Genomic DNA, 16,830 nt, shown 5'->3' with positions numbered 1-16,830 from the left:
ATTTGTTTATTAATTAGTTAATACGATGCTTCCCCAAGCGTAGGGTATTAGCTATTGATTTTACATAGCCCGGGTGTTAGCGCACACCGGGCTTTTTTTGTTGAAGGAGTGAGAGTTATTTTTTTTCCATACGTTGTTTTAAGTTATCAATTTAGTTATCGTTGCTTTTAGTAATGTTTACAGTGTTGCCGGTTATGGAGTAGCTGATATCTGTATTCCCTTTTATAAGGTCTAATACCTTATCAATAGTGGCTACATTTTTAAAACTGCCAGAATACCTTATGTTTTTCAGGCTGGCATCATCCATATTTATTTTTACGTTGTATCTGCGCTCAAGCACTTTTGATATTTCATCAAGTGTATTGCCGTCAAACACCAACAGGTTTTCTTTCCACCCGTCATATTTATCCATCCTGGCCGAATCTATCTGCAGCACCTGGATCTCATTCAGGTTTTTAAGCTCTTGCACATCAGCGGGTTTATAAGCGTATTTTTCTTTTTGTTGCTGATAATATATGCGTAATACCTGCTGCGGCTTCACATATATACGGCTCATTTCGCGTGTGTCGCTATCAACATTTCCTTCAACTGAAACTTCGCCCTTTACTACTGTTGTTTCCAGAAACTGGTCATTTAGATAAGCTTTAAGATTAAACTTGGTGCCAATATCCCTAATGGTATAATTTTTTGTGTTTACAATAAAAGGAATAGTTTTTTTTTCGGCTGCTATTTCAAAAAATGCCTCGCCTTCCAGGTAAACCGTGCGGTTTTTTTTGCCAAAATCGGTATTATAGCTTAGTTTACTGCCTGCATTTAACCATATCAGTGTGCCGTCGCTTAAAACAACTTTTTTGATACCGCCATTGTTAACCGATACTTGCCGTATGCTTTGAACATTTTGAGCATAGTGCCCTATCAACAAAGCCGAAAGTATACCGAACATTACAACTACAGCTGCTATCTTACTCCACTTATATAATTGCCTGTATTTGGTTTCCTGCGGAATCACCAATGACGAAAATTTGTTAAAAGCTTTTTCTTCATCAACAACCCCCGGTTTCAGGTACAGCATGTTTTGCCAGGTTTCATACAGCTGGGCAAAATACTGCGCGTTCTCCGGATGCGCGTTTATCCAATTCCTAACCTGGTCGGTCTCACTTTCGTCAGCCTCGCGGGTAATGTACTTTACTAATAATAGTTTTATCTCTTCGTTGTCCATTCCTGTTATAATAGCATGACAATTAAAAGCGGGCTTACCCTCAAAGTCCGGAAAAAAAAATTACGGATATGTAATAAGCAGATATGGTGTTAAGCTTTTATTCTAAAAACATTTTGCCGGGATACTGGTAATTAGGTAGTTATCAGTAAGCTCATGGAGCGGGAATTAATCTCTTTGTTTGTTAATATTTGAAATTTGCAAATAATGGATTGATTTGTTCAAACACCGGGCTTCATTTGATTACCATCTTTGCATCAATAAAAATTAAAACAAATGGAAAACAAAAATAAGATAGCTTTAGTAACCGGCGGCAGTCGCGGGTTGGGCAAAGACATGGCTTTACGGCTTGCAGAAAAAGGTATAGATGTTATCCTTACTTACCACAGCAAAGAGCAGGAGGCGCAAAACGTTGTAGCACAAATTGAACAAAGCGGACAAAAGGCGGCCGCGCTTCAGCTTAACACAGGTGATATAAAAAGCTTTGATGCCTTTGTTGACCAGCTGAAAGATACATTAACCAATAAGTTTGGCGCCAGCCACATTGATTTTTTGATCAATAATGCCGGCATTGGCGGATATAAACTTATAAGCGAAGTAACAGAGGAGTTTTTTGACGAACTGCTGAACATTCACTATAAGGGCGTTTATTTTTTAACACAAAAAGTGATTCCTCTTATGAATGACGGCGGCGGTATTGTTAATGTATCAAGCGGCCTCACCCGCGTCGCCCTTCCCAGGTCATCAGCCTATGCTTCTATGAAAGGTGCCATTGAAGTATTTACCCGGTACCTGGCCAAAGAGCTGGGAGCGCGCGGAATCAGGGCCAATACAATAGCCCCAGGTGCTATATTAACCGATTTCGGCGGCGGGCACCTCAGAGCAAGTGAACAATCGCAAAAGCTGGTGAGCGATATGACCGCATTGGGCCGACCTGGAGAAGCGGAGGATATTGGCGGTGTAGTTGCCTTTTTATGTACAGAGGACGCGCGTTGGGTTAATGGCCAGCGTATTGAAGTTTCCGGCGGAATGCTGGTTTAATAATAGTACTATAAACAAAAAAGCAGGGTGATGCAGTTCGGCATCACCCTGCTTTTTTTGTTTATAGCAAGGCCTGCAGGATATTCGGGTATATGATTAAAAAGCATATATTAATTGTGTGCAGTGTACACTATGCAAAATGTTTTATAATTGTTTTAGTAATATTCCCATATTAAATTTGAAGGTTTTGGAAAAAATACTTAACTTGTTAAAGTTTTTTAAAAAGTACCGCGTTGATAAAGCATGAAATAAATGATTACCAAAAGCAACGATATACTAATTACAAAACTTACTCAGGGTGATGCCGGGGCATTTGAAGTTTTATTTAAACTTTACTACACCCGCCTTACATTTTTTGCCAACCGGTTTGTAAATGATCTTTCTGTAGCCGAAGAAATTGTTGCCGACGTATTTACGCTTTTATGGGAAAAGGGGCATGAGGTTACATTTTCAACATCGGTAAATGCCTATCTTTTTAAAATGGTGCAAAACCGTAGCCTTAATTATTTAAAGCATCAAAAGATCGAGAATTTATATGTTACTTATCTGGAAAAGAACGATCTTTTTAATGAAATGCGCAGCGTTGTTGAAAATGGTTATGACGAAAAAGAGCTGGCCGAGCAAATAAATGCTGCTATAAATACCCTACCTTATAAGTGCCGTGAAATTTTTGTGTTGAGCCGTTTCAGCGATATGAAATATAAGGATATAGCCAACCAACTCAAAATATCACCTAAAACTGTTGAACGCCAGGTGAGTATTGCCCTTGAAAAATTAAGGCGCACGTTAAAGCATGTAACCTATATGCTGTTTTTATAAGCGGGCGCCATTTGCTCCAGTTTCCTGATATCGCGATAGCAAATGTAAAGCGGTATAATACCAAAAACACCAAAACAGCAATCAATAAACCGCCAGTAAACCGGGATACCACGTATTGGCCCGGCAATAAAAGCCAGCGGGAATACCATAATACAGGCAATCATACCAAACTCAATTACCCAGATATTTTTTACCGGATCTCTCAGCGGCCCGATAAACACCGTAGCTATAACGAGGTGTCCGAATGCGAGCCAGTCGGTACCATAGCTTAAGTAAGGATAATTTTGGTTAGTGATTTTTACAGCCGTATAGATCTTCGTGATCCAGGGCTGTATAAAGGCCGGAAAACTTTGCGCGTGCGCGGCGAAAAATGATAGTTCTGTTTCAATAGGGAATGCGGTTACCCCACTTAATACCAGCCCTATAATAAATATGATAACCCAGGTTTTTACTCTTTTGCGTAACTGCAGCTCGTTTTGCATGACGGGGTGAATGTAAAAAATCTTCACCAATTATATGCGCAGATTTATCAGCGGCCGCCGCAATATTTTGCAATGAAACTGTCGGCTTTATCACTGCCTATATTACGGATAAAATTCCAGTCGGTGCAGGCGCTTTCCTTGTCGCCTTGCTTTAATTTTTCATTGGCCTGTTTCAGCAGGTCACTTATCAGCTCGTCATCAAACCCCAATTGTTTTTTCAGGGTAAGAATATACTGTTCCTTTGACAGGTCGGCCTTGCCTTTGTATTTATTGATGTAATAGTTGGTCACCGCGTTTTCAAGCTCCTGCCGGTTCTTATAATCATCAATAGCTGCCTGCATGTTGGCGGCACTTACGTTTCCACAACGGTTTGTTTCGGGGTCAAACCTAATAGGTTGTACCAGGGTGGTTGTGGTTACATAATCAGCCGGTACTATCCATTGGCCCGACGTAAGTTTTATAACCCGCAGGGCTTCATCATCAAGATCAATACCCAAACCCCGCTGTACTTTAGCATCAGCAACGCGCCCGTTTTTATCAAGCTTAAAGGCCACATCAATAGTTCCCGAAATACAATTTTGCCTGGAATATTCGGGATATACTATTTTAGATTTTAAAAAAACACTAAGCGCTTGAGGCCCGCCTTTAAAAGCCGGCTGGGCAAAAACAGCAAATGTTGATGCCAGCATTACGATGGGGCTTATGAACAAGCGTTTTATCATCATATAAATATCGACAATTAAACGGATATAAAGTTTAACGAAGGGGGTAGATTTAAAACCCAAGCAGTAGCCCCGGATCAGGAATGTTTTTCCGGTATTTTTCCTTTTCTGAATACTTGCATACACCGGGATAATCGCCATAGTTCCCTTCCATGTCAAACATAAGCTGGAAATGAAGATGTGGCGGCCACTGGCCGTTTTCCTGATTGTTGCCCAATGTGGCTATCTGCTGATTTTTGTGTACAGACATACCAACGCTCAATCCATCCAAACTTTGGCGGCTCAGGTGGCCATACAGGCTATACAGAGCCAAACCGTTAAGGTCATGCTGCAATATAATTGCCGGGCCATAGTCGCCCTGGTTATTATTATCCTGAAAGCTATGTACTTTGCCGGCAAGTGGCGCATAAACCGGTGTGCCGGCATCGCTCCATATATCAATTCCAAGGTGCAGGCGGCGGGGCTCGTCCTCTGTATCAAAATGCGAGCTTACAGCATATATGGTTCGATGTTCCATATAACCGCCAATGCCATACCGGCAATTATTGGCCCGTAGTTTATCGCTCACCCAATTGCTGAAGGCTTGCGTATCAGCAATAATTGCTGTGGTTAGTTCCGTATTGGCAGCGGTAAGGTCAAGCGGAAAAAGCCGGTCGGTACCGGCATTATAATCAACCACTTTGCCAACAGCTTCGGGGTTGTTTTGCAAATAAGTTTTTAAACGGGCATGAAGGTCCATCCAAATATATTATTCGGCGTCGGGCTGGCGTTCTTCTTTGCTTATTTTTTCAAATATCTTATCCATGCGTTCCACGTATTCGCTGGTATCATCAACAAAAAACTCCAGCTGCGGAATTATCCGCACCTGGTCTTTAATGCGGGCTCCCAGCTTATACCTGATCTCCGAAGCGTGCGACTTGATGGTTTGAAGGGCCAGTTGCAAATTGTTATTTCCAAAAAAGCTTAAAAATATACGTGCGATAGCCAGATCGGGAGTTACGCGTACCTTAGTAATGGTTACCAGGGTATTGGGCAGGTAATTTACACCTTCCCGCTGAAATATTGCAGCCAGGTCCTGCTGTATTACTCCGGCAAATTTTTGCTGACGTTTTGATTCCATAGTTATTAGTTAACGCCACAGTGGCAGATGAGTTTTATTTATTTTTACGCCTAAATATGCAGGTCTTGTTAATAATTAAAGCTATTAATAATAAATAACTAATTGCACATATCCTGGGGTATCTCTTTGGTTATTTTTATTAATTTTTTTACTACCAGCGTGCTATCATATTCAGAACCCATACCCTCTATGCCCGATTTTGATTTAATGCCCTCTACCTCAACGTACACCGGCTCATAAGGCTTTTCAAAGTTTAGTTGTGAGTATTGCAGCTCAAGCTGGGCCGAGCTGTCGGCCACCCAAAATTCGCGGCCGCTGTCACAATCTTTAAATGATTTGATTTCGGGGCCAAAGCTGTACAGTCCCTTATAAATTGTAGGTTCGTCAGTCTTTGGTGATTTTCTGTTACATGAGCATGCAGCAATTAAAACAAGTAAGAATGCGAAACATTTAATATACTTTATCCTCATATAACAAATTTACAAATCCTGTTTGATTTCGTCCAGTCCTTTAATGCTTAACCGGGCACTTATTCCAGCCGCTATTACAGATATTACTGTTACCGTTAAAAATACCAGGCCAAAATTGGCAATATCAATATCAATCGGATAGGCATCAATTACTGACATTTGCGCTCCCATTTTTATTAAGCCATAGTGCTGCTGCAGCAGGCAAAAGCCAAGGCCAAGTAAAATACCCACAACACAACCAACCAATGATATCATCATTCCCTCAAAAAAGAAAATGCCCTGAATGGTTTGCTTGTTGGCGCCCAGGCTGCTTAAAATAGCAATATCCTTGCGCTTATCTATCACCAGCATGGTTAACGAGCCAATGATATTAAATATTGCTATGATGAGCACAAAGGTAAGTATCATAAATATTGACCAGCGCTCATAATTAAGTGTTTTATATAGCTCGGTGTTTTGTTCCTTGCGGTTTTTTACAGTAAACTTATTACCTATTTCGTCTTTTATTTTATTTTGGATCCATGTTAAGTTAGTGCCCCGTTTATAAGTAAGCTCAATTGATGACACTTCTTTTGGCTGATCCAGCAGCTCGCGGGCAAACTCAATCGGGGTAACCAGGATATCGTCAAATTCCTGCTGTATGGCAAATACACCCGATGCGTTAATTGGCCTTACTACAAATTCATTTAAAGGGTTGGCAGAGTTTACCACACCGCGCCTGGGTGAAAATATTTGCAGGGGCGACAAGCTATCATGTACGTTGATCCCCAGATTGGCTTGTATGGTTGCGCCAACCACGGCAAACATCTGCCCGTTACTTTTAAGGGTAAATGAACCATTTGAAACGGTGCTGTCTAACTGTTTGTTCTTTAAAAAATCATCGCTTACTCCTTTAATTGTCCCAAGAAACGTTCTGTCTCCGTACTTTATGAGCACTTTTTCCTGTAACACCTGGGTGTAGGAGATGAGGCGAGTATCTGTATGAAGCTTGTTGAAGTAGGGGGTATTGGGGTCAAAGGTTTTGCCCAGATGGGCTTCTATTTTTATTTCGGGCGTAAAGTTACTGTATAATGAAAGGATCACTTTTTCGAAGCCGTTGAATACCGACAGTATAATGATGAGGGCCGCGCTGCCAATTAAAACCCCAAGCATGGATATGCCCGAAATAATATTGATGACATGCATCTTTTTGCCCGAAAACAGGTACCGCTTAGCTATGTATACGGAAGTATTCAATTACGTTGTGAGTTTACGTTATACGTTTTGATCTGTAAATTACTATTTTTTTGCAAACGTATTACGTAAAACGTATCACGTACAACTTTAGCATTTTGTTAATTTATAAACGGGTTGTTTTGTTTTTCATATCCAATAGTGGTTTCGGGGCCATGGCCGGGATAAACGGTGCAATCATCGGGCAGGGCAAATAGTTTAGTGGTGATATTATCGATCAGCTGATTGAAATTACCGCCAGGCAGGTCATAACGACCAATGCTGTTTCTGAACAACACATCGCCGCCTATTAAAATATTGGCACCCTTGTCATAAAAACATAAAGAGGCCGGCGAATGGCCCGGCGCAAATATCAAATTTAACGTGGTGTTGCCAAATTGTATGCTGCCGGTTTCGGGCAGGTACTCATCAGGCAGGGGAGATACTTCATACCGGATACCCATTTGCGGAGCGTAGGCCACAACAGATGCTAAAACAGGCGCCTCGCCAATATTAAATTTAGGCTTTAAACCATACTTGTCAAATATGAATTTATTGCCCAGCACGTGATCAATATGGCAGTGGGTATTGAGCAGCAGCACGGGTTTCAGGTTATTGTCTTTTATAAAATTTACTACCACATTTTGTTCGGTAGCGGTATACATTCCAGGGTCAATAATTACACATTCGCCGCTTTCATCATATAACAAGTAAGTGTTTTCCTGGTAAGGGTTATTTACAAATGATTTAACTTTTGCCATAGGGCAAAAGTACGCATTTAATTGAACGCCAAATATGGAACATCTAAGTTTGGAGTTAACTGCTTCAGTATCGGACATCCAAAATCGGGTGCCCGATATTTTCCATATTATTGTTTACTAATCCTCCACCAGCTCTACCTCAGCAACCGGACTAAATAAGTAAACGCGCTTAGTGGCTATTTCTATACATTTAAACCGCTTGCGCAATTGCTCTTCTTTACGGAACACCCGGTCGCCTTTTATTTTGAACAGCGCTTTAAACGGCACTTTCTCTACAGTGAGCAATGATTCTTTTGGCTCATCATACCTGCGCAGCGAGCGGTACAGGTTAAGATCGGAGCAACTGGAGGCGGCCGGATTATTCAAATAACTGGTGATGGCGTGTTTAACATCCTGCGGAAAAATATCCTTTTCAAAAAAGGGCTGCATCATTTTTTTGAAATTGGCCTTCCACTCGGTGCCGTGTGGCTTGGCTTTATGTTTATGCTCGTTCCAGGTGTGCAGGTGTGCAAACTCGTGTACGGTAGTTACCAAAAAAGCATAGGGGTTAAGATCATAATTGACCGAGATGCGGTGGCCTTTACCACCGTGGGGCGAACGGTAATCGCCAAATTTGCTGCCGCGGTTGCGCGAAATCTTAAATTCGCATTTAAAGTAGTCAATCCAGCGGCCAATCAGCGGTGCCGCATCAGGTGGAAGATACTTTTCTAAAACTTTTACTTTATCCAATTTTTACCTCAATACAAATATAGTAACCCTTTAGTGGATAGTCCAAAGATCATGGTTGATAGTTTGTAAAGTTATTAGTTAAGGAGTTTAGCCAAACTTGTTAATTAGGAGGCACGGGTTATGAACTTACTTTAGCAGGGTATATACTATAAAGCTGGCCGTGTACGCCAGAACAGTCATATAAGCAAACTGGGCGGCGGGCCAGCGCCAGTTCTTGGTTTCGCGGTATACCACGGCCACGGTGCTGGCGCATTGCATTGCAAAGGCATAAAACATCATGAGCGAAAAGGCTACAGCCAGTGTAAATACCGGTTGCCCGGTGTTTGGATTGGTGGCACTGTGCATTTTCTGCTGTACCGATTCCAGTTTATCAGCGTCGCCCTCCACGCTGTAAATAGTAGCCATGGTGCCTACAAATACCTCGCGGGCTGCAAATGAGCTAATAAGCGCTATACCTATTTTCCAATCAAACCCAAGCGGTTTAATTACCGGCTCAATCACATGGCCAAATACCCCCGCATAAGATGTTTCCAGCTTTTCAGACGCGACAACCTTGTTCAGGCTATCGGGCGTCATGGTTTTGGTGTATTGTGATTGACTGTATTTTTGGTCTATCCGGGCAAAAGTATTGCCGGGGCCGTATGATTTAAGCACCCAAAGTATAATAGAGACAGCAATGATGACCTTGCCAGCTTGTAAAACAAATGTTTTGGAGCGGTCATACATGGTAAAACCAACATTTTTCCACCTTGGCATACGGTACACCGGCAGCTCCATAATAAAGTAACCGCGTTCCCTGGCCTTTAAAATAAATTTCATTACAAAAGCCACCGTAATGGCCGATACGATGCTGAGCAGATACATTGCGGTAAGCGCCAGCCCCTGCAGGTTAAACAGCCACCATACATTACGGTTGGGCACAACCAGCGCTATAAGCAAGGTATAAACCGGCAAACGTGCGGAGCAGGCCACCAGTGGAGTAACCATTATGGTGATCATCCGGTCTTTCCAGTTCTCAATGTTGCGTGTGCTCATGATAGATGGCACGGCGCAGGCAAAGCCGCCAATTAATGGCACCACTGATTTGCCGTTTAAGCCAACCTTGCGCATTACCTTATCCATCATAAATGTAACCCGCGACATGTAGCCGGTATCTTCTAAAATGGATATCAGGGCAAATAAAATGGCTATCTGCGGAATAAATACCATTACGCCGCTTAAGCCGGCCAATACGCCATCAACCAGCAAGTTAACCAACGGACCCGGAGGTAAGGTTTTACTGATTACGCTTTGCAGCCAGATGAACAGATCTTCGATGAGTGTCATCGGGTAAGCCGACCATGAGAATATGGCCTGAAATATGAACATTAGTATGGCAAAGAAAATTACAAAGCCAAATACCTTATGCGTAAGTATTTTGTCGATCCTGTTGCTTATTGATTCGTCATGCGCCGTTTCGGGCTTTTTAACGGTATCATACAGCAGGTCATTTATAAAGTTATAACGGGCTATGGTTTCGGCCGCCTGCGCCTTTTGCGAATGGAATGAAAACTCCTGTTCCAGCTGTTCAATATGATCACTTTCGGTGGTTGAAAGATAGCTTACGGTTTCATGCTGGTGTGCCAGCTGCAGGGCAAAATAAGGGTTGTCAATTTTCAGGTCGTTCTTAATTTGTCCTATTATTTGCGGGGCAATAGCCTCTACATCAATAGTATCCTGTTGCAGTGCAACTTTATTGGCATAGGCAATGGTGCTTTTTAGCTGATCTATCCCTTTAATCTTACGTGCTGAAATGGGCACCACAGGCACGCCCAGTTTTTTAGCAAACAGATCAATGTCAATAGTAATACCTGCCTTATCAGATACATCTATCATGTTTAAGGCAACTACAACGGGTATTTTTAAATCGGCTATCTGGGTGTAGAGCAACAGGTTGCGCTTTAGGTTTGATGCATCAAGTATCACCACGATCAGATCGGGTATCAAACCTTTGGCCTTATCGGCCAAAACAGAAAATACAATGGATTCGTCCTTGCTTTTTGGATAGATGCTGTAAGTGCCGGGTAAGTCAATGATTTCGGCCATGCGGCCATCTGGTAGCTGGCAAAAGCCTGTCTTTTTATCAACAGTAATTCCCGGAAAATTTCCTATTTTTTGATTAAGACCGGTTAAAATGTTAAAGAGAGTTGATTTACCGGTGTTTGGATTTCCTACAAGTGCAACTCTTATATCGGCTTTCAATGGTTACAAAACTATTGCAAAATAATGGTGGAGGCTTCAAATTTACGCAGACTTAACTGGTAGCCCGAAACGTGGATGGCAATTGGATCGCCAAGGGGGGCAATACGTGAAATTCTTATTTCCTCGCCGGGCAAGCAACCCATTTCCATCAATTTTACTGACATTTCCAGATCAGTAAATTCCTTTACAATTCCTGTTTCGCCTACTTCAAGTTGTGAAAGTTTCATCGTATAATTTTAACCACAGCAAATGTAATCTTATTTATATTAAATCCAAATAAGAACGCCTGCAAATATGCAGATTTCAAATATGCCAACGAAAACTGATTAAATTATGACAAGACGGGTTTACTTATACCGATTTTGAAGACTGAAAATACTTGCTATTGTTAGAAGCCCATCAGCATATTGTGAGATGGGAGTTTGTTTTTACCTTGCCAAAATGCGGGCAGCCGCAGCCTTTTTTAAATATTCCGCAGGATGAAAGGCTCATTAATACTATTGCCCCCGCTAATATGAGTTTACCTTTTTTCATAACCAATTGCTCCAATTGTTACCATCACGCTAAAAATTCCCATACACGTCCCCAGGGTATCCGCAAACAGGTCGCTCCAGTCGGCGCTGCGCCATGTAAAAATGGTGAGCTGAAGAATTTCTATCAGCCCACCAAAAATAATAGCAAACACTGTAACTAAAACAGCTTGTTTATACGAGAAGGCCATAGGTTTTTGTTGCCTTATTATTCCGTTACAATAAAGTACTACCAGCGTGAAAAAGAAACCGGTATGGGTAAGCTTATCAAAACCCGGAAAAAACATGGGGGAGTCGCCCACATCGCCCAGGTTGGCCGTGCACATTATAAAAACAAATAAGGCCCACAAAATAGTGAGCCCGTGATATTTTAAGAAAGAAATCATTTAAACTCCGATAACCGTCTTGTAATCATCAGCCGATAACAGGGAATCTACAGATCCGGCATCAGCAAGAGATATCTTAACCATCCAGCCTTCGCCATAAGGATCGGTGTTTACCAGTTCGGGCTGGCTGTTTAAAGCCGCATTAACCTCGGTAACTGTACCAGCAACCGGCATAAACAGGTCTGACACGGTTTTTACCGCCTCAACGGTTCCAAAAACCTCATCCTTAGCAACTTCTTTCCCAAGGGATGCAATATCAATGTAAACAATATCGCCTAATTCGCCCTGTGCAAACTCTGTGATACCTACGTATGCTTCATTGCCTTCAACTCTTATCCACTCGTGGTCTTTGGTGTATTTTAATTCAGCGGGAAAATTCATGTTGTTGATTTTATGTGCTCAAAAATAATAAAACTTTAGGCTATCACAATATTTTAAGATTTATTGTGGGGGCCGTTGTTTGAACCGTGATTAAGTAAGATTTATTGGATCTTTGGATTTTCCATATCCAAACAATCCTTTAACCCCAGGAATCCCGGTTCATATAAAGTTTTGGTTCAGACAAACCCGCTTACGCTGCATTAGAAATATATTTAACCAGGCTTCTTTTAGCTATAGGCAATAAAGTTTGCTCAAGCGGGAAAGTGATGTCGCTATGAACATAATATACTGCCGGATTTGGCAAAAACTTATTCCGGTTTATTAAATTCAGCTTCATAGCCTCGGGGGTGTTGGTTATGCTGTGTTCATATGTATCAATAAATGATACGTTTATGCCACGGTATTTATCGTCTTTCCCTTCAAAAATGGTAAGCTGGTACTCATATATCCGGTTGGTACGCTCTTTTCCATTATGCAATGAAAAGTACCCGTGATATGGCATCAGGGGCTCAATGCCAACGGGGTTAATGTTAAGACGGCTTTCCACAAAGTCATATATTTCCTTACCCGTTTGTATAGTGTTATCCATCTTGGACATAGCATAGGCTATAATTTGCTCAATTTCCTGCATGCTTTGATCGTCCTGGATTATTTTTTGATAGGTAAGTTTTACGGCATCAATATCGGCTTGGGTCAGGCGTTGCGGAAATGCCTGCTGCAGCAATGATTTGTTCTTTTTAAAGTCAATAAGATTATTGTAGTGAAAGATCAAATCGGCAAGATTGGGGTACAACCTGCTCTTATCAAAATGACGGTTAATTTCCTGTAGATAATTTAACAGGACATACTTTTTGTGTTCAAAATCAATGTATCCTTCAATAAACCAATTTACGCCTAATGCTTTCATTTTTCAGGCTCCTTTCAATAGCTTAAATTAAACAAAAAACACCAACTTTGCAATATGCCTTATGGAACCCTTTATTTAATACCCGTACCGCTTGCCGAAGAAGCGGCCGCCAAATCATTTACTCCTTACCTGGTTGATACTATTAACAGTATCAAAGAATACATTGTGGAAAATGAAAAAACCGCACGTAAATTTTTAAAACAAGCCGGTTTAAAAATCCCGCAAAGCGAGTTGATTGTACATGACTACAGCAAACATAACCGGGATATGGGTAAAGCTGAATTTTTTAAGGGCCTGCAAGCCGGCAATGATGTTGGCCTGATGAGTGAGGCCGGTTGCCCCGGCATAGCCGACCCGGGCGCGGAAATTGTGGACAAAGCCCATCGCATGGGTATAAAAGTGGTGCCGCTGGTTGGGCCAAGCTCCATTTTGCTGGCGCTTATGGCTTCGGGCTTTAACGGGCAAAGTTTTACATTTCATGGTTATCTGCCTATTGACAAAGTGCTGCGCAGTAAAAAGATTAAAGAACTGGAAGGCCTGGCCAACCGGTTAGATCAAACCCAGATATTTATTGAAACGCCTTTTCGCAACAATCCGTTGCTGGAGGAGATATTGAAAACCGCCGGCCCTAAAACCAAACTTTGCATAGCCTGTGATTTAACTGCCGCTACAGAGTTTGTGCAAACTAAAACTATAGCCGAATGGCAAAAAAAGATTCCTGAATTACATAAGAGGCCAACAATTTTCCTGCTTTTTCATTAGTAAATAATGACACTTACCCAGCAAAATACCAGCGTACTGATAGTTGGAGCCGGTCCTTCGGGGCTGATGATGGCTGCCCAGCTATTGCGCTATGGTGTTCAGCCTGTAATTATTGATAGTAAGCAAGGGCCTACCAACCAATCAAAAGCATTGGCGGTGCAGGCCCGTTCGCTTGAAATTTACAGGCAAATGGGTGTTATTGAAACCATTATAAAAGGTGGTAAGCAAGCCGACGGGATAGTTTTTAACCAGGAGGGAAAAGAAGTAGCCGCCTTGTCTTTAAATAATGTAGGCGGCGGAGAAACTCCTTTCCCTTTTGTACATCTTTATCAGCAAAGTAAAAACGAACGCCTGCTGCTTGATTATTTAACGCTCAATTGCTGCCCGGTTTATTGGGACACCTCGCTGCTGTCCCTTGAACAAAATGAAGGCAGGATCACTGTGCAGTTAGAGAGCGATAACGAGACACAAACCATCAGTTGTGACTGGCTGATAGGCGCCGACGGCGCGCATAGCCAGGTACGCAGGCAAATACAGGTATCTTTTACCGGCGATACTTATCAGCACCAGTTTTACCTGGCCGATATTAAAATAACCAATGCCTTGGGCAACCGGGTAAACCTGTTTTTATCAAAAAAAGGGTTTGCCGGTTTTTTTCCAATGCCCGAAGATCAGTGTTACAGGATTGTTGGCCAGCTGCCCGATGCGGTGGTTAAAGCCGATGATCTGGTTATAAATGACATTTTGCCACACCTTAATGCCGTAACCGGTACAATTATAAAGGTTGAACAAACCAACTGGTTCACTACCTATCGTTTGCACCACCGCATGGCTGATAACTTTAGGCAGGGGCGGTGTTTTTTAATTGGCGATGCCGCGCATATCCACTCGCCCGTAGGCGGGCAGGGCATGAACACAGGCTTGCAGGATGCTTATAACCTGGCCTGGAAACTGGCCGGGGTTGTAAATAACCAGCTTAATGAAACCGTTTTGAATAGTTATGCCGCCGAGCGGATGCCGGTTGCCAAAGACCTGCTGAACACTACTGATCGTATCTTTAAAATGATACTATCGGGCAATTGGGCCATTAACCTGTTTAAGAAATGGGTACTGCCAGCGGTATTGAAAACAGTTTGGAGTAAACCTACGTTAAGAAACGCATTTTTTAAACGGGTATCGCAAATTAGTATATCTTACCGGGATAGCAATATCAACCTGCACCTAAGCCATAACTCGCCTGTAAAAGCTGGCGACAGATTACCTTATCTGAAAGTATTTGACGAGAAGAAACAACTGGAAACCGACCTGCATGAGTGGTGCGGCAAACCCGGTTTTACCATGATAGCCATGGGCAAATTAAAGGAAATAGATCTTTTCACTTTAGCAAAGTGGATTACCCAAAGGTACCCCGCCGGCCTTAATTTTTTTTACCTGCCACCATCAGGCAGGAACCAGCATGTATTTGATGCTTTTGGGATAGCAGAGAACCAAAAGCGAGCGCTCATTGTGCGCCCGGATATGCACATCGGTTACATTAATGATGTGGTAGATATTGACATGATGGATAATTACTTACAGAATATAATTGGATTTAAATAAAAAAATTGCAGGGCAAGCTGCAAGAGCAGCATAGCAGTTGTCAAGAAAAAAGCGCCTATAAAGTAACGCATTCAAAACCGGTAATAAAAAAAGTATCGGTAATTAGCAGGTTTGTATAGATGAACTACCCGTGTATAGATTCACTTTTACCGTAGTTCTGTATTACCCGGGCCTCATATTCCAAAAACTCTTTCCAGCGTGCATCCACATCTGTTTCAACCGAGTACTTTTTGGCCAGACGAATGAATGTGGCATAATGCGTGGCTTCGCTTATCATGAGCTCATGATAAAATTCAGAGAGGTACGCATCATTTATATTTTCAGATAATACCTTAAACCGCTCACAGCTGCGGGCTTCTATCATAGCCGAAAACAACAAGCGATCTATCAGTTGAGCTTCGCGGCCACCGCCGGTAATTATAAATTTGCGCAGTTCATTCACGTAATTATCCTTGCGCTCACGGCCCAGTACAAAGCCACGTTCAAGGATAATATCATGCACCCGTTTAAAGTGATCCATCTCTTCCTGCACCAGCAATGCCATCTCCTGCACCAGATCAGACAGGTTGGGGTTTTGTACTATGAGGGTAATGGCGTTGCTTGCCGCTTTTTGCTCGCAAAAAGCATGATCGGTCAAAAGCTCCTCAATATTGCTTTCCACAACATTTTTAACCCAAAGCGGATCAGTAGGCAGCTGTAATTTAAGTATGGTTTTTTCCATCACGATAACAAAGATAGTTGAAGAAGGGTGAAAGGTAAAAGGATAAAGCTAAAAGATAAAGAAAAGGATGGCCGGGAAGAAAAGGTAAAGGCTAATTAAGCTGTAAGGATAAACTTTTTTATTCCTTAACTTTTCGCCTACCTATACAAACTTTTGCTCTCAATGAATTTCAAAACCGGGTCGGGCACAAAATATTGAACGTTCTTTTTTTCAGCGATGGATTTACGGATGAACGTTGCAGACAGTTCCATTAGCGGGGTCATGGTGATGGTAACTGATGGATGACTTGCCAGCTCGGCATTTTCATAACCAGGGCGCGGATAAACAAATATATTGTAGTCACGCAATATTAACTTGTAGTTTTTCCATTTATGTAATGTCCCCAAATTGTCTGACCCCATAATGAGGGCGAACTCATGCTCGGGATACTTTTCTTTCAGATGGGTTAGGGTGTCAATGGTATATGATGGTTGCGGCAGCCTCAATTCCACATCGCTTACCGCAATATTAGTGGCGTGATCTGTGGCCAAACGGGCCATTTCAAGCCGGTCATAAGTATTAATAAGGTCGCCATACTTTTTAAGCGGGTTTTGTGGCGATACCACCAGCCAAACCTTATCAAGAGAGGTGTGGTTGGCCATATAATTAGCAATGATCAAATGCCCTATGTGTATAGGGTTAAATGAGCCAAACAATAAACCTATTTTCATATCAGGAGCCCCCTTAACCCC

At 42.1% G+C, this 16,830-nt stretch carries 20 protein-coding genes; 4 read left to right on the top strand and 16 right to left on the bottom strand.

What is annotated here, in order from left to right:
* Window positions 1-151: 151 nt before the first annotated feature.
* Entirely contained in the window at window positions 152-1,219 is a 1,068-nt protein-coding gene (locus tag J2W55_RS08290) for a FecR family protein (RefSeq protein ID WP_310094226.1), read from the bottom strand.
* Between the two features lie 273 nt (window positions 1,220-1,492).
* Here J2W55_RS08290 and J2W55_RS08285 point away from each other — a divergent pair, with 273 nt between their 5' ends.
* Window positions 1,493-2,257, top strand: a complete 765-nt coding sequence (locus J2W55_RS08285; protein ID WP_310094224.1) for an SDR family NAD(P)-dependent oxidoreductase — start codon at window positions 1,493-1,495, stop codon at window positions 2,255-2,257.
* 252 nt (window positions 2,258-2,509) lie between these two features.
* Window positions 2,510-3,076, top strand: a complete 567-nt coding sequence (locus tag J2W55_RS08280; RefSeq protein ID WP_310094221.1) for an RNA polymerase sigma-70 factor — start codon at window positions 2,510-2,512, stop codon at window positions 3,074-3,076.
* On the opposite strand, the gene J2W55_RS08275 is transcribed toward J2W55_RS08280, so the two are convergent.
* The 13 genes from J2W55_RS08275 to J2W55_RS08215 form a co-directional block, all read right to left on the bottom strand.
* Entirely contained in the window at window positions 3,058-3,558 is a 501-nt protein-coding gene (locus J2W55_RS08275) for a hypothetical protein (protein ID WP_310094218.1), read from the bottom strand. The two genes, J2W55_RS08280 and J2W55_RS08275, sit on opposite strands and share 19 nt — an antisense overlap.
* A gap of 47 nt (window positions 3,559-3,605) precedes the next feature.
* On the bottom strand, window positions 3,606-4,283 hold the full coding sequence (locus J2W55_RS08270; protein ID WP_310094216.1) for a TonB family protein: 678 nt from the start codon (window positions 4,281-4,283) through the stop codon (window positions 3,606-3,608).
* A gap of 49 nt (window positions 4,284-4,332) precedes the next feature.
* A complete protein-coding gene (locus tag J2W55_RS08265) occupies window positions 4,333-5,019 on the bottom strand; it encodes a peptidoglycan DD-metalloendopeptidase family protein (protein ID WP_310094213.1) in 687 nt (228 codons plus the stop codon).
* Between the two features lie 9 nt (window positions 5,020-5,028).
* Entirely contained in the window at window positions 5,029-5,400 is a 372-nt protein-coding gene (gene rbfA / locus J2W55_RS08260) for a 30S ribosome-binding factor RbfA (protein WP_310094210.1), read from the bottom strand.
* A gap of 98 nt (window positions 5,401-5,498) precedes the next feature.
* Window positions 5,499-5,870 (bottom strand): hypothetical protein, encoded by a 372-nt coding sequence (locus J2W55_RS08255; RefSeq protein ID WP_310094207.1) that lies wholly within the window; start codon window positions 5,868-5,870, stop codon window positions 5,499-5,501.
* A gap of 9 nt (window positions 5,871-5,879) precedes the next feature.
* Complete coding sequence (locus tag J2W55_RS08250; protein WP_310094204.1) at window positions 5,880-7,106, bottom strand: FtsX-like permease family protein; 1,227 nt, start codon at window positions 7,104-7,106, stop codon at window positions 5,880-5,882.
* Window positions 7,107-7,204: 98 nt separating this feature from the next.
* Complete coding sequence (locus tag J2W55_RS08245; RefSeq protein ID WP_310094201.1) at window positions 7,205-7,843, bottom strand: MBL fold metallo-hydrolase; 639 nt, start codon at window positions 7,841-7,843, stop codon at window positions 7,205-7,207.
* A gap of 117 nt (window positions 7,844-7,960) precedes the next feature.
* Entirely contained in the window at window positions 7,961-8,572 is a 612-nt protein-coding gene (locus J2W55_RS08240) for a SprT-like domain-containing protein (protein WP_310094198.1), read from the bottom strand.
* Window positions 8,573-8,698: 126 nt separating this feature from the next.
* Window positions 8,699-10,813, bottom strand: a complete 2,115-nt coding sequence (gene feoB, locus J2W55_RS08235; protein WP_310094192.1) for a ferrous iron transport protein B — start codon at window positions 10,811-10,813, stop codon at window positions 8,699-8,701.
* An 11-nt stretch (window positions 10,814-10,824) separates the two neighbouring features.
* Window positions 10,825-11,040 (bottom strand): FeoA family protein, encoded by a 216-nt coding sequence (locus J2W55_RS08230; RefSeq protein WP_310094189.1) that lies wholly within the window; start codon window positions 11,038-11,040, stop codon window positions 10,825-10,827.
* Between the two features lie 293 nt (window positions 11,041-11,333).
* Entirely contained in the window at window positions 11,334-11,669 is a 336-nt protein-coding gene (locus J2W55_RS08225) for a VanZ family protein (protein ID WP_310094187.1), read from the bottom strand.
* 60 nt (window positions 11,670-11,729) lie between these two features.
* Complete coding sequence (gene gcvH, locus J2W55_RS08220) at window positions 11,730-12,110, bottom strand: glycine cleavage system protein GcvH (RefSeq protein WP_310094185.1); 381 nt, start codon at window positions 12,108-12,110, stop codon at window positions 11,730-11,732.
* A 190-nt stretch (window positions 12,111-12,300) separates the two neighbouring features.
* Window positions 12,301-13,017, bottom strand: a complete 717-nt coding sequence (locus tag J2W55_RS08215) for a hypothetical protein (RefSeq protein ID WP_310094182.1) — start codon at window positions 13,015-13,017, stop codon at window positions 12,301-12,303.
* Window positions 13,018-13,071: 54 nt separating this feature from the next.
* On the opposite strand from J2W55_RS08215, the gene J2W55_RS08210 reads away from it, so the two are divergent.
* Together J2W55_RS08210 and J2W55_RS08205 are read left to right on the top strand one after the other, a co-directional pair.
* Complete coding sequence (locus J2W55_RS08210) at window positions 13,072-13,779, top strand: SAM-dependent methyltransferase (RefSeq protein WP_310094179.1); 708 nt, start codon at window positions 13,072-13,074, stop codon at window positions 13,777-13,779.
* A 6-nt stretch (window positions 13,780-13,785) separates the two neighbouring features.
* Window positions 13,786-15,378 (top strand): FAD-dependent oxidoreductase, encoded by a 1,593-nt coding sequence (locus tag J2W55_RS08205; RefSeq protein ID WP_310094176.1) that lies wholly within the window; start codon window positions 13,786-13,788, stop codon window positions 15,376-15,378.
* 124 nt (window positions 15,379-15,502) lie between these two features.
* Here the strand turns inward: J2W55_RS08205 and J2W55_RS08200 are convergent, their stop codons facing one another.
* Window positions 15,503-16,099 carry a MiaE family protein gene (locus J2W55_RS08200; RefSeq protein WP_310094173.1) on the bottom strand — a complete coding sequence of 199 codons (597 nt, stop codon included), beginning with the start codon at window positions 16,097-16,099 and terminating at the stop codon, window positions 15,503-15,505.
* Between the two features lie 137 nt (window positions 16,100-16,236).
* Window positions 16,237-16,809, bottom strand: a complete 573-nt coding sequence (gene nadD / locus J2W55_RS08195; RefSeq protein ID WP_310094170.1) for a nicotinate (nicotinamide) nucleotide adenylyltransferase — start codon at window positions 16,807-16,809, stop codon at window positions 16,237-16,239.
* Window positions 16,810-16,830 lie beyond the last annotated feature (21 nt).

The organism is Mucilaginibacter pocheonensis (assembly GCF_031456535.1).
Lineage (GTDB): Bacteria > Bacteroidota > Bacteroidia > Sphingobacteriales > Sphingobacteriaceae > Mucilaginibacter > Mucilaginibacter pocheonensis.
Note: the sequence above shows the minus strand (reverse complement) of the source record. Positions and strands in the feature narration are given on the sequence as shown.

What these genes read in the sequence shown, in the direction of transcription:
- J2W55_RS08255 (WP_310094207.1), bottom strand. Translation starts at nt 5,870, where the DNA reads ATGAGGATAAAGTATATTAAATGTTTCGCATTCTTACTTGTTTTAATT.
- J2W55_RS08245 (WP_310094201.1), bottom strand. Translation starts at nt 7,843, where the DNA reads ATGGCAAAAGTTAAATCATTTGTAAATAACCCTTACCAGGAAAACACT.
- J2W55_RS08290 (WP_310094226.1), bottom strand. Translation starts at nt 1,219, where the DNA reads ATGGACAACGAAGAGATAAAACTATTATTAGTAAAGTACATTACCCGC.
- gcvH (WP_310094185.1), bottom strand. Translation starts at nt 12,110, where the DNA reads ATGAATTTTCCCGCTGAATTAAAATACACCAAAGACCACGAGTGGATA.
- J2W55_RS08210 (WP_310094179.1), top strand. Translation starts at nt 13,072, where the DNA reads ATGCCTTATGGAACCCTTTATTTAATACCCGTACCGCTTGCCGAAGAA.
- J2W55_RS08265 (WP_310094213.1), bottom strand. Translation starts at nt 5,019, where the DNA reads ATGGACCTTCATGCCCGTTTAAAAACTTATTTGCAAAACAACCCCGAA.
- nadD (WP_310094170.1), bottom strand. Translation starts at nt 16,809, where the DNA reads ATGAAAATAGGTTTATTGTTTGGCTCATTTAACCCTATACACATAGGG.
- J2W55_RS08225 (WP_310094187.1), bottom strand. Translation starts at nt 11,669, where the DNA reads ATGTGCACGGCCAACCTGGGCGATGTGGGCGACTCCCCCATGTTTTTT.
- J2W55_RS08285 (WP_310094224.1), top strand. Translation starts at nt 1,493, where the DNA reads ATGGAAAACAAAAATAAGATAGCTTTAGTAACCGGCGGCAGTCGCGGG.
- J2W55_RS08270 (WP_310094216.1), bottom strand. Translation starts at nt 4,283, where the DNA reads ATGATGATAAAACGCTTGTTCATAAGCCCCATCGTAATGCTGGCATCA.
- J2W55_RS08230 (WP_310094189.1), bottom strand. Translation starts at nt 11,040, where the DNA reads ATGAAACTTTCACAACTTGAAGTAGGCGAAACAGGAATTGTAAAGGAA.
- J2W55_RS08200 (WP_310094173.1), bottom strand. Translation starts at nt 16,099, where the DNA reads ATGGAAAAAACCATACTTAAATTACAGCTGCCTACTGATCCGCTTTGG.
- J2W55_RS08280 (WP_310094221.1), top strand. Translation starts at nt 2,510, where the DNA reads ATGATTACCAAAAGCAACGATATACTAATTACAAAACTTACTCAGGGT.
- rbfA (WP_310094210.1), bottom strand. Translation starts at nt 5,400, where the DNA reads ATGGAATCAAAACGTCAGCAAAAATTTGCCGGAGTAATACAGCAGGAC.
- J2W55_RS08205 (WP_310094176.1), top strand. Translation starts at nt 13,786, where the DNA reads ATGACACTTACCCAGCAAAATACCAGCGTACTGATAGTTGGAGCCGGT.
- J2W55_RS08215 (WP_310094182.1), bottom strand. Translation starts at nt 13,017, where the DNA reads ATGAAAGCATTAGGCGTAAATTGGTTTATTGAAGGATACATTGATTTT.
- J2W55_RS08275 (WP_310094218.1), bottom strand. Translation starts at nt 3,558, where the DNA reads ATGCAAAACGAGCTGCAGTTACGCAAAAGAGTAAAAACCTGGGTTATC.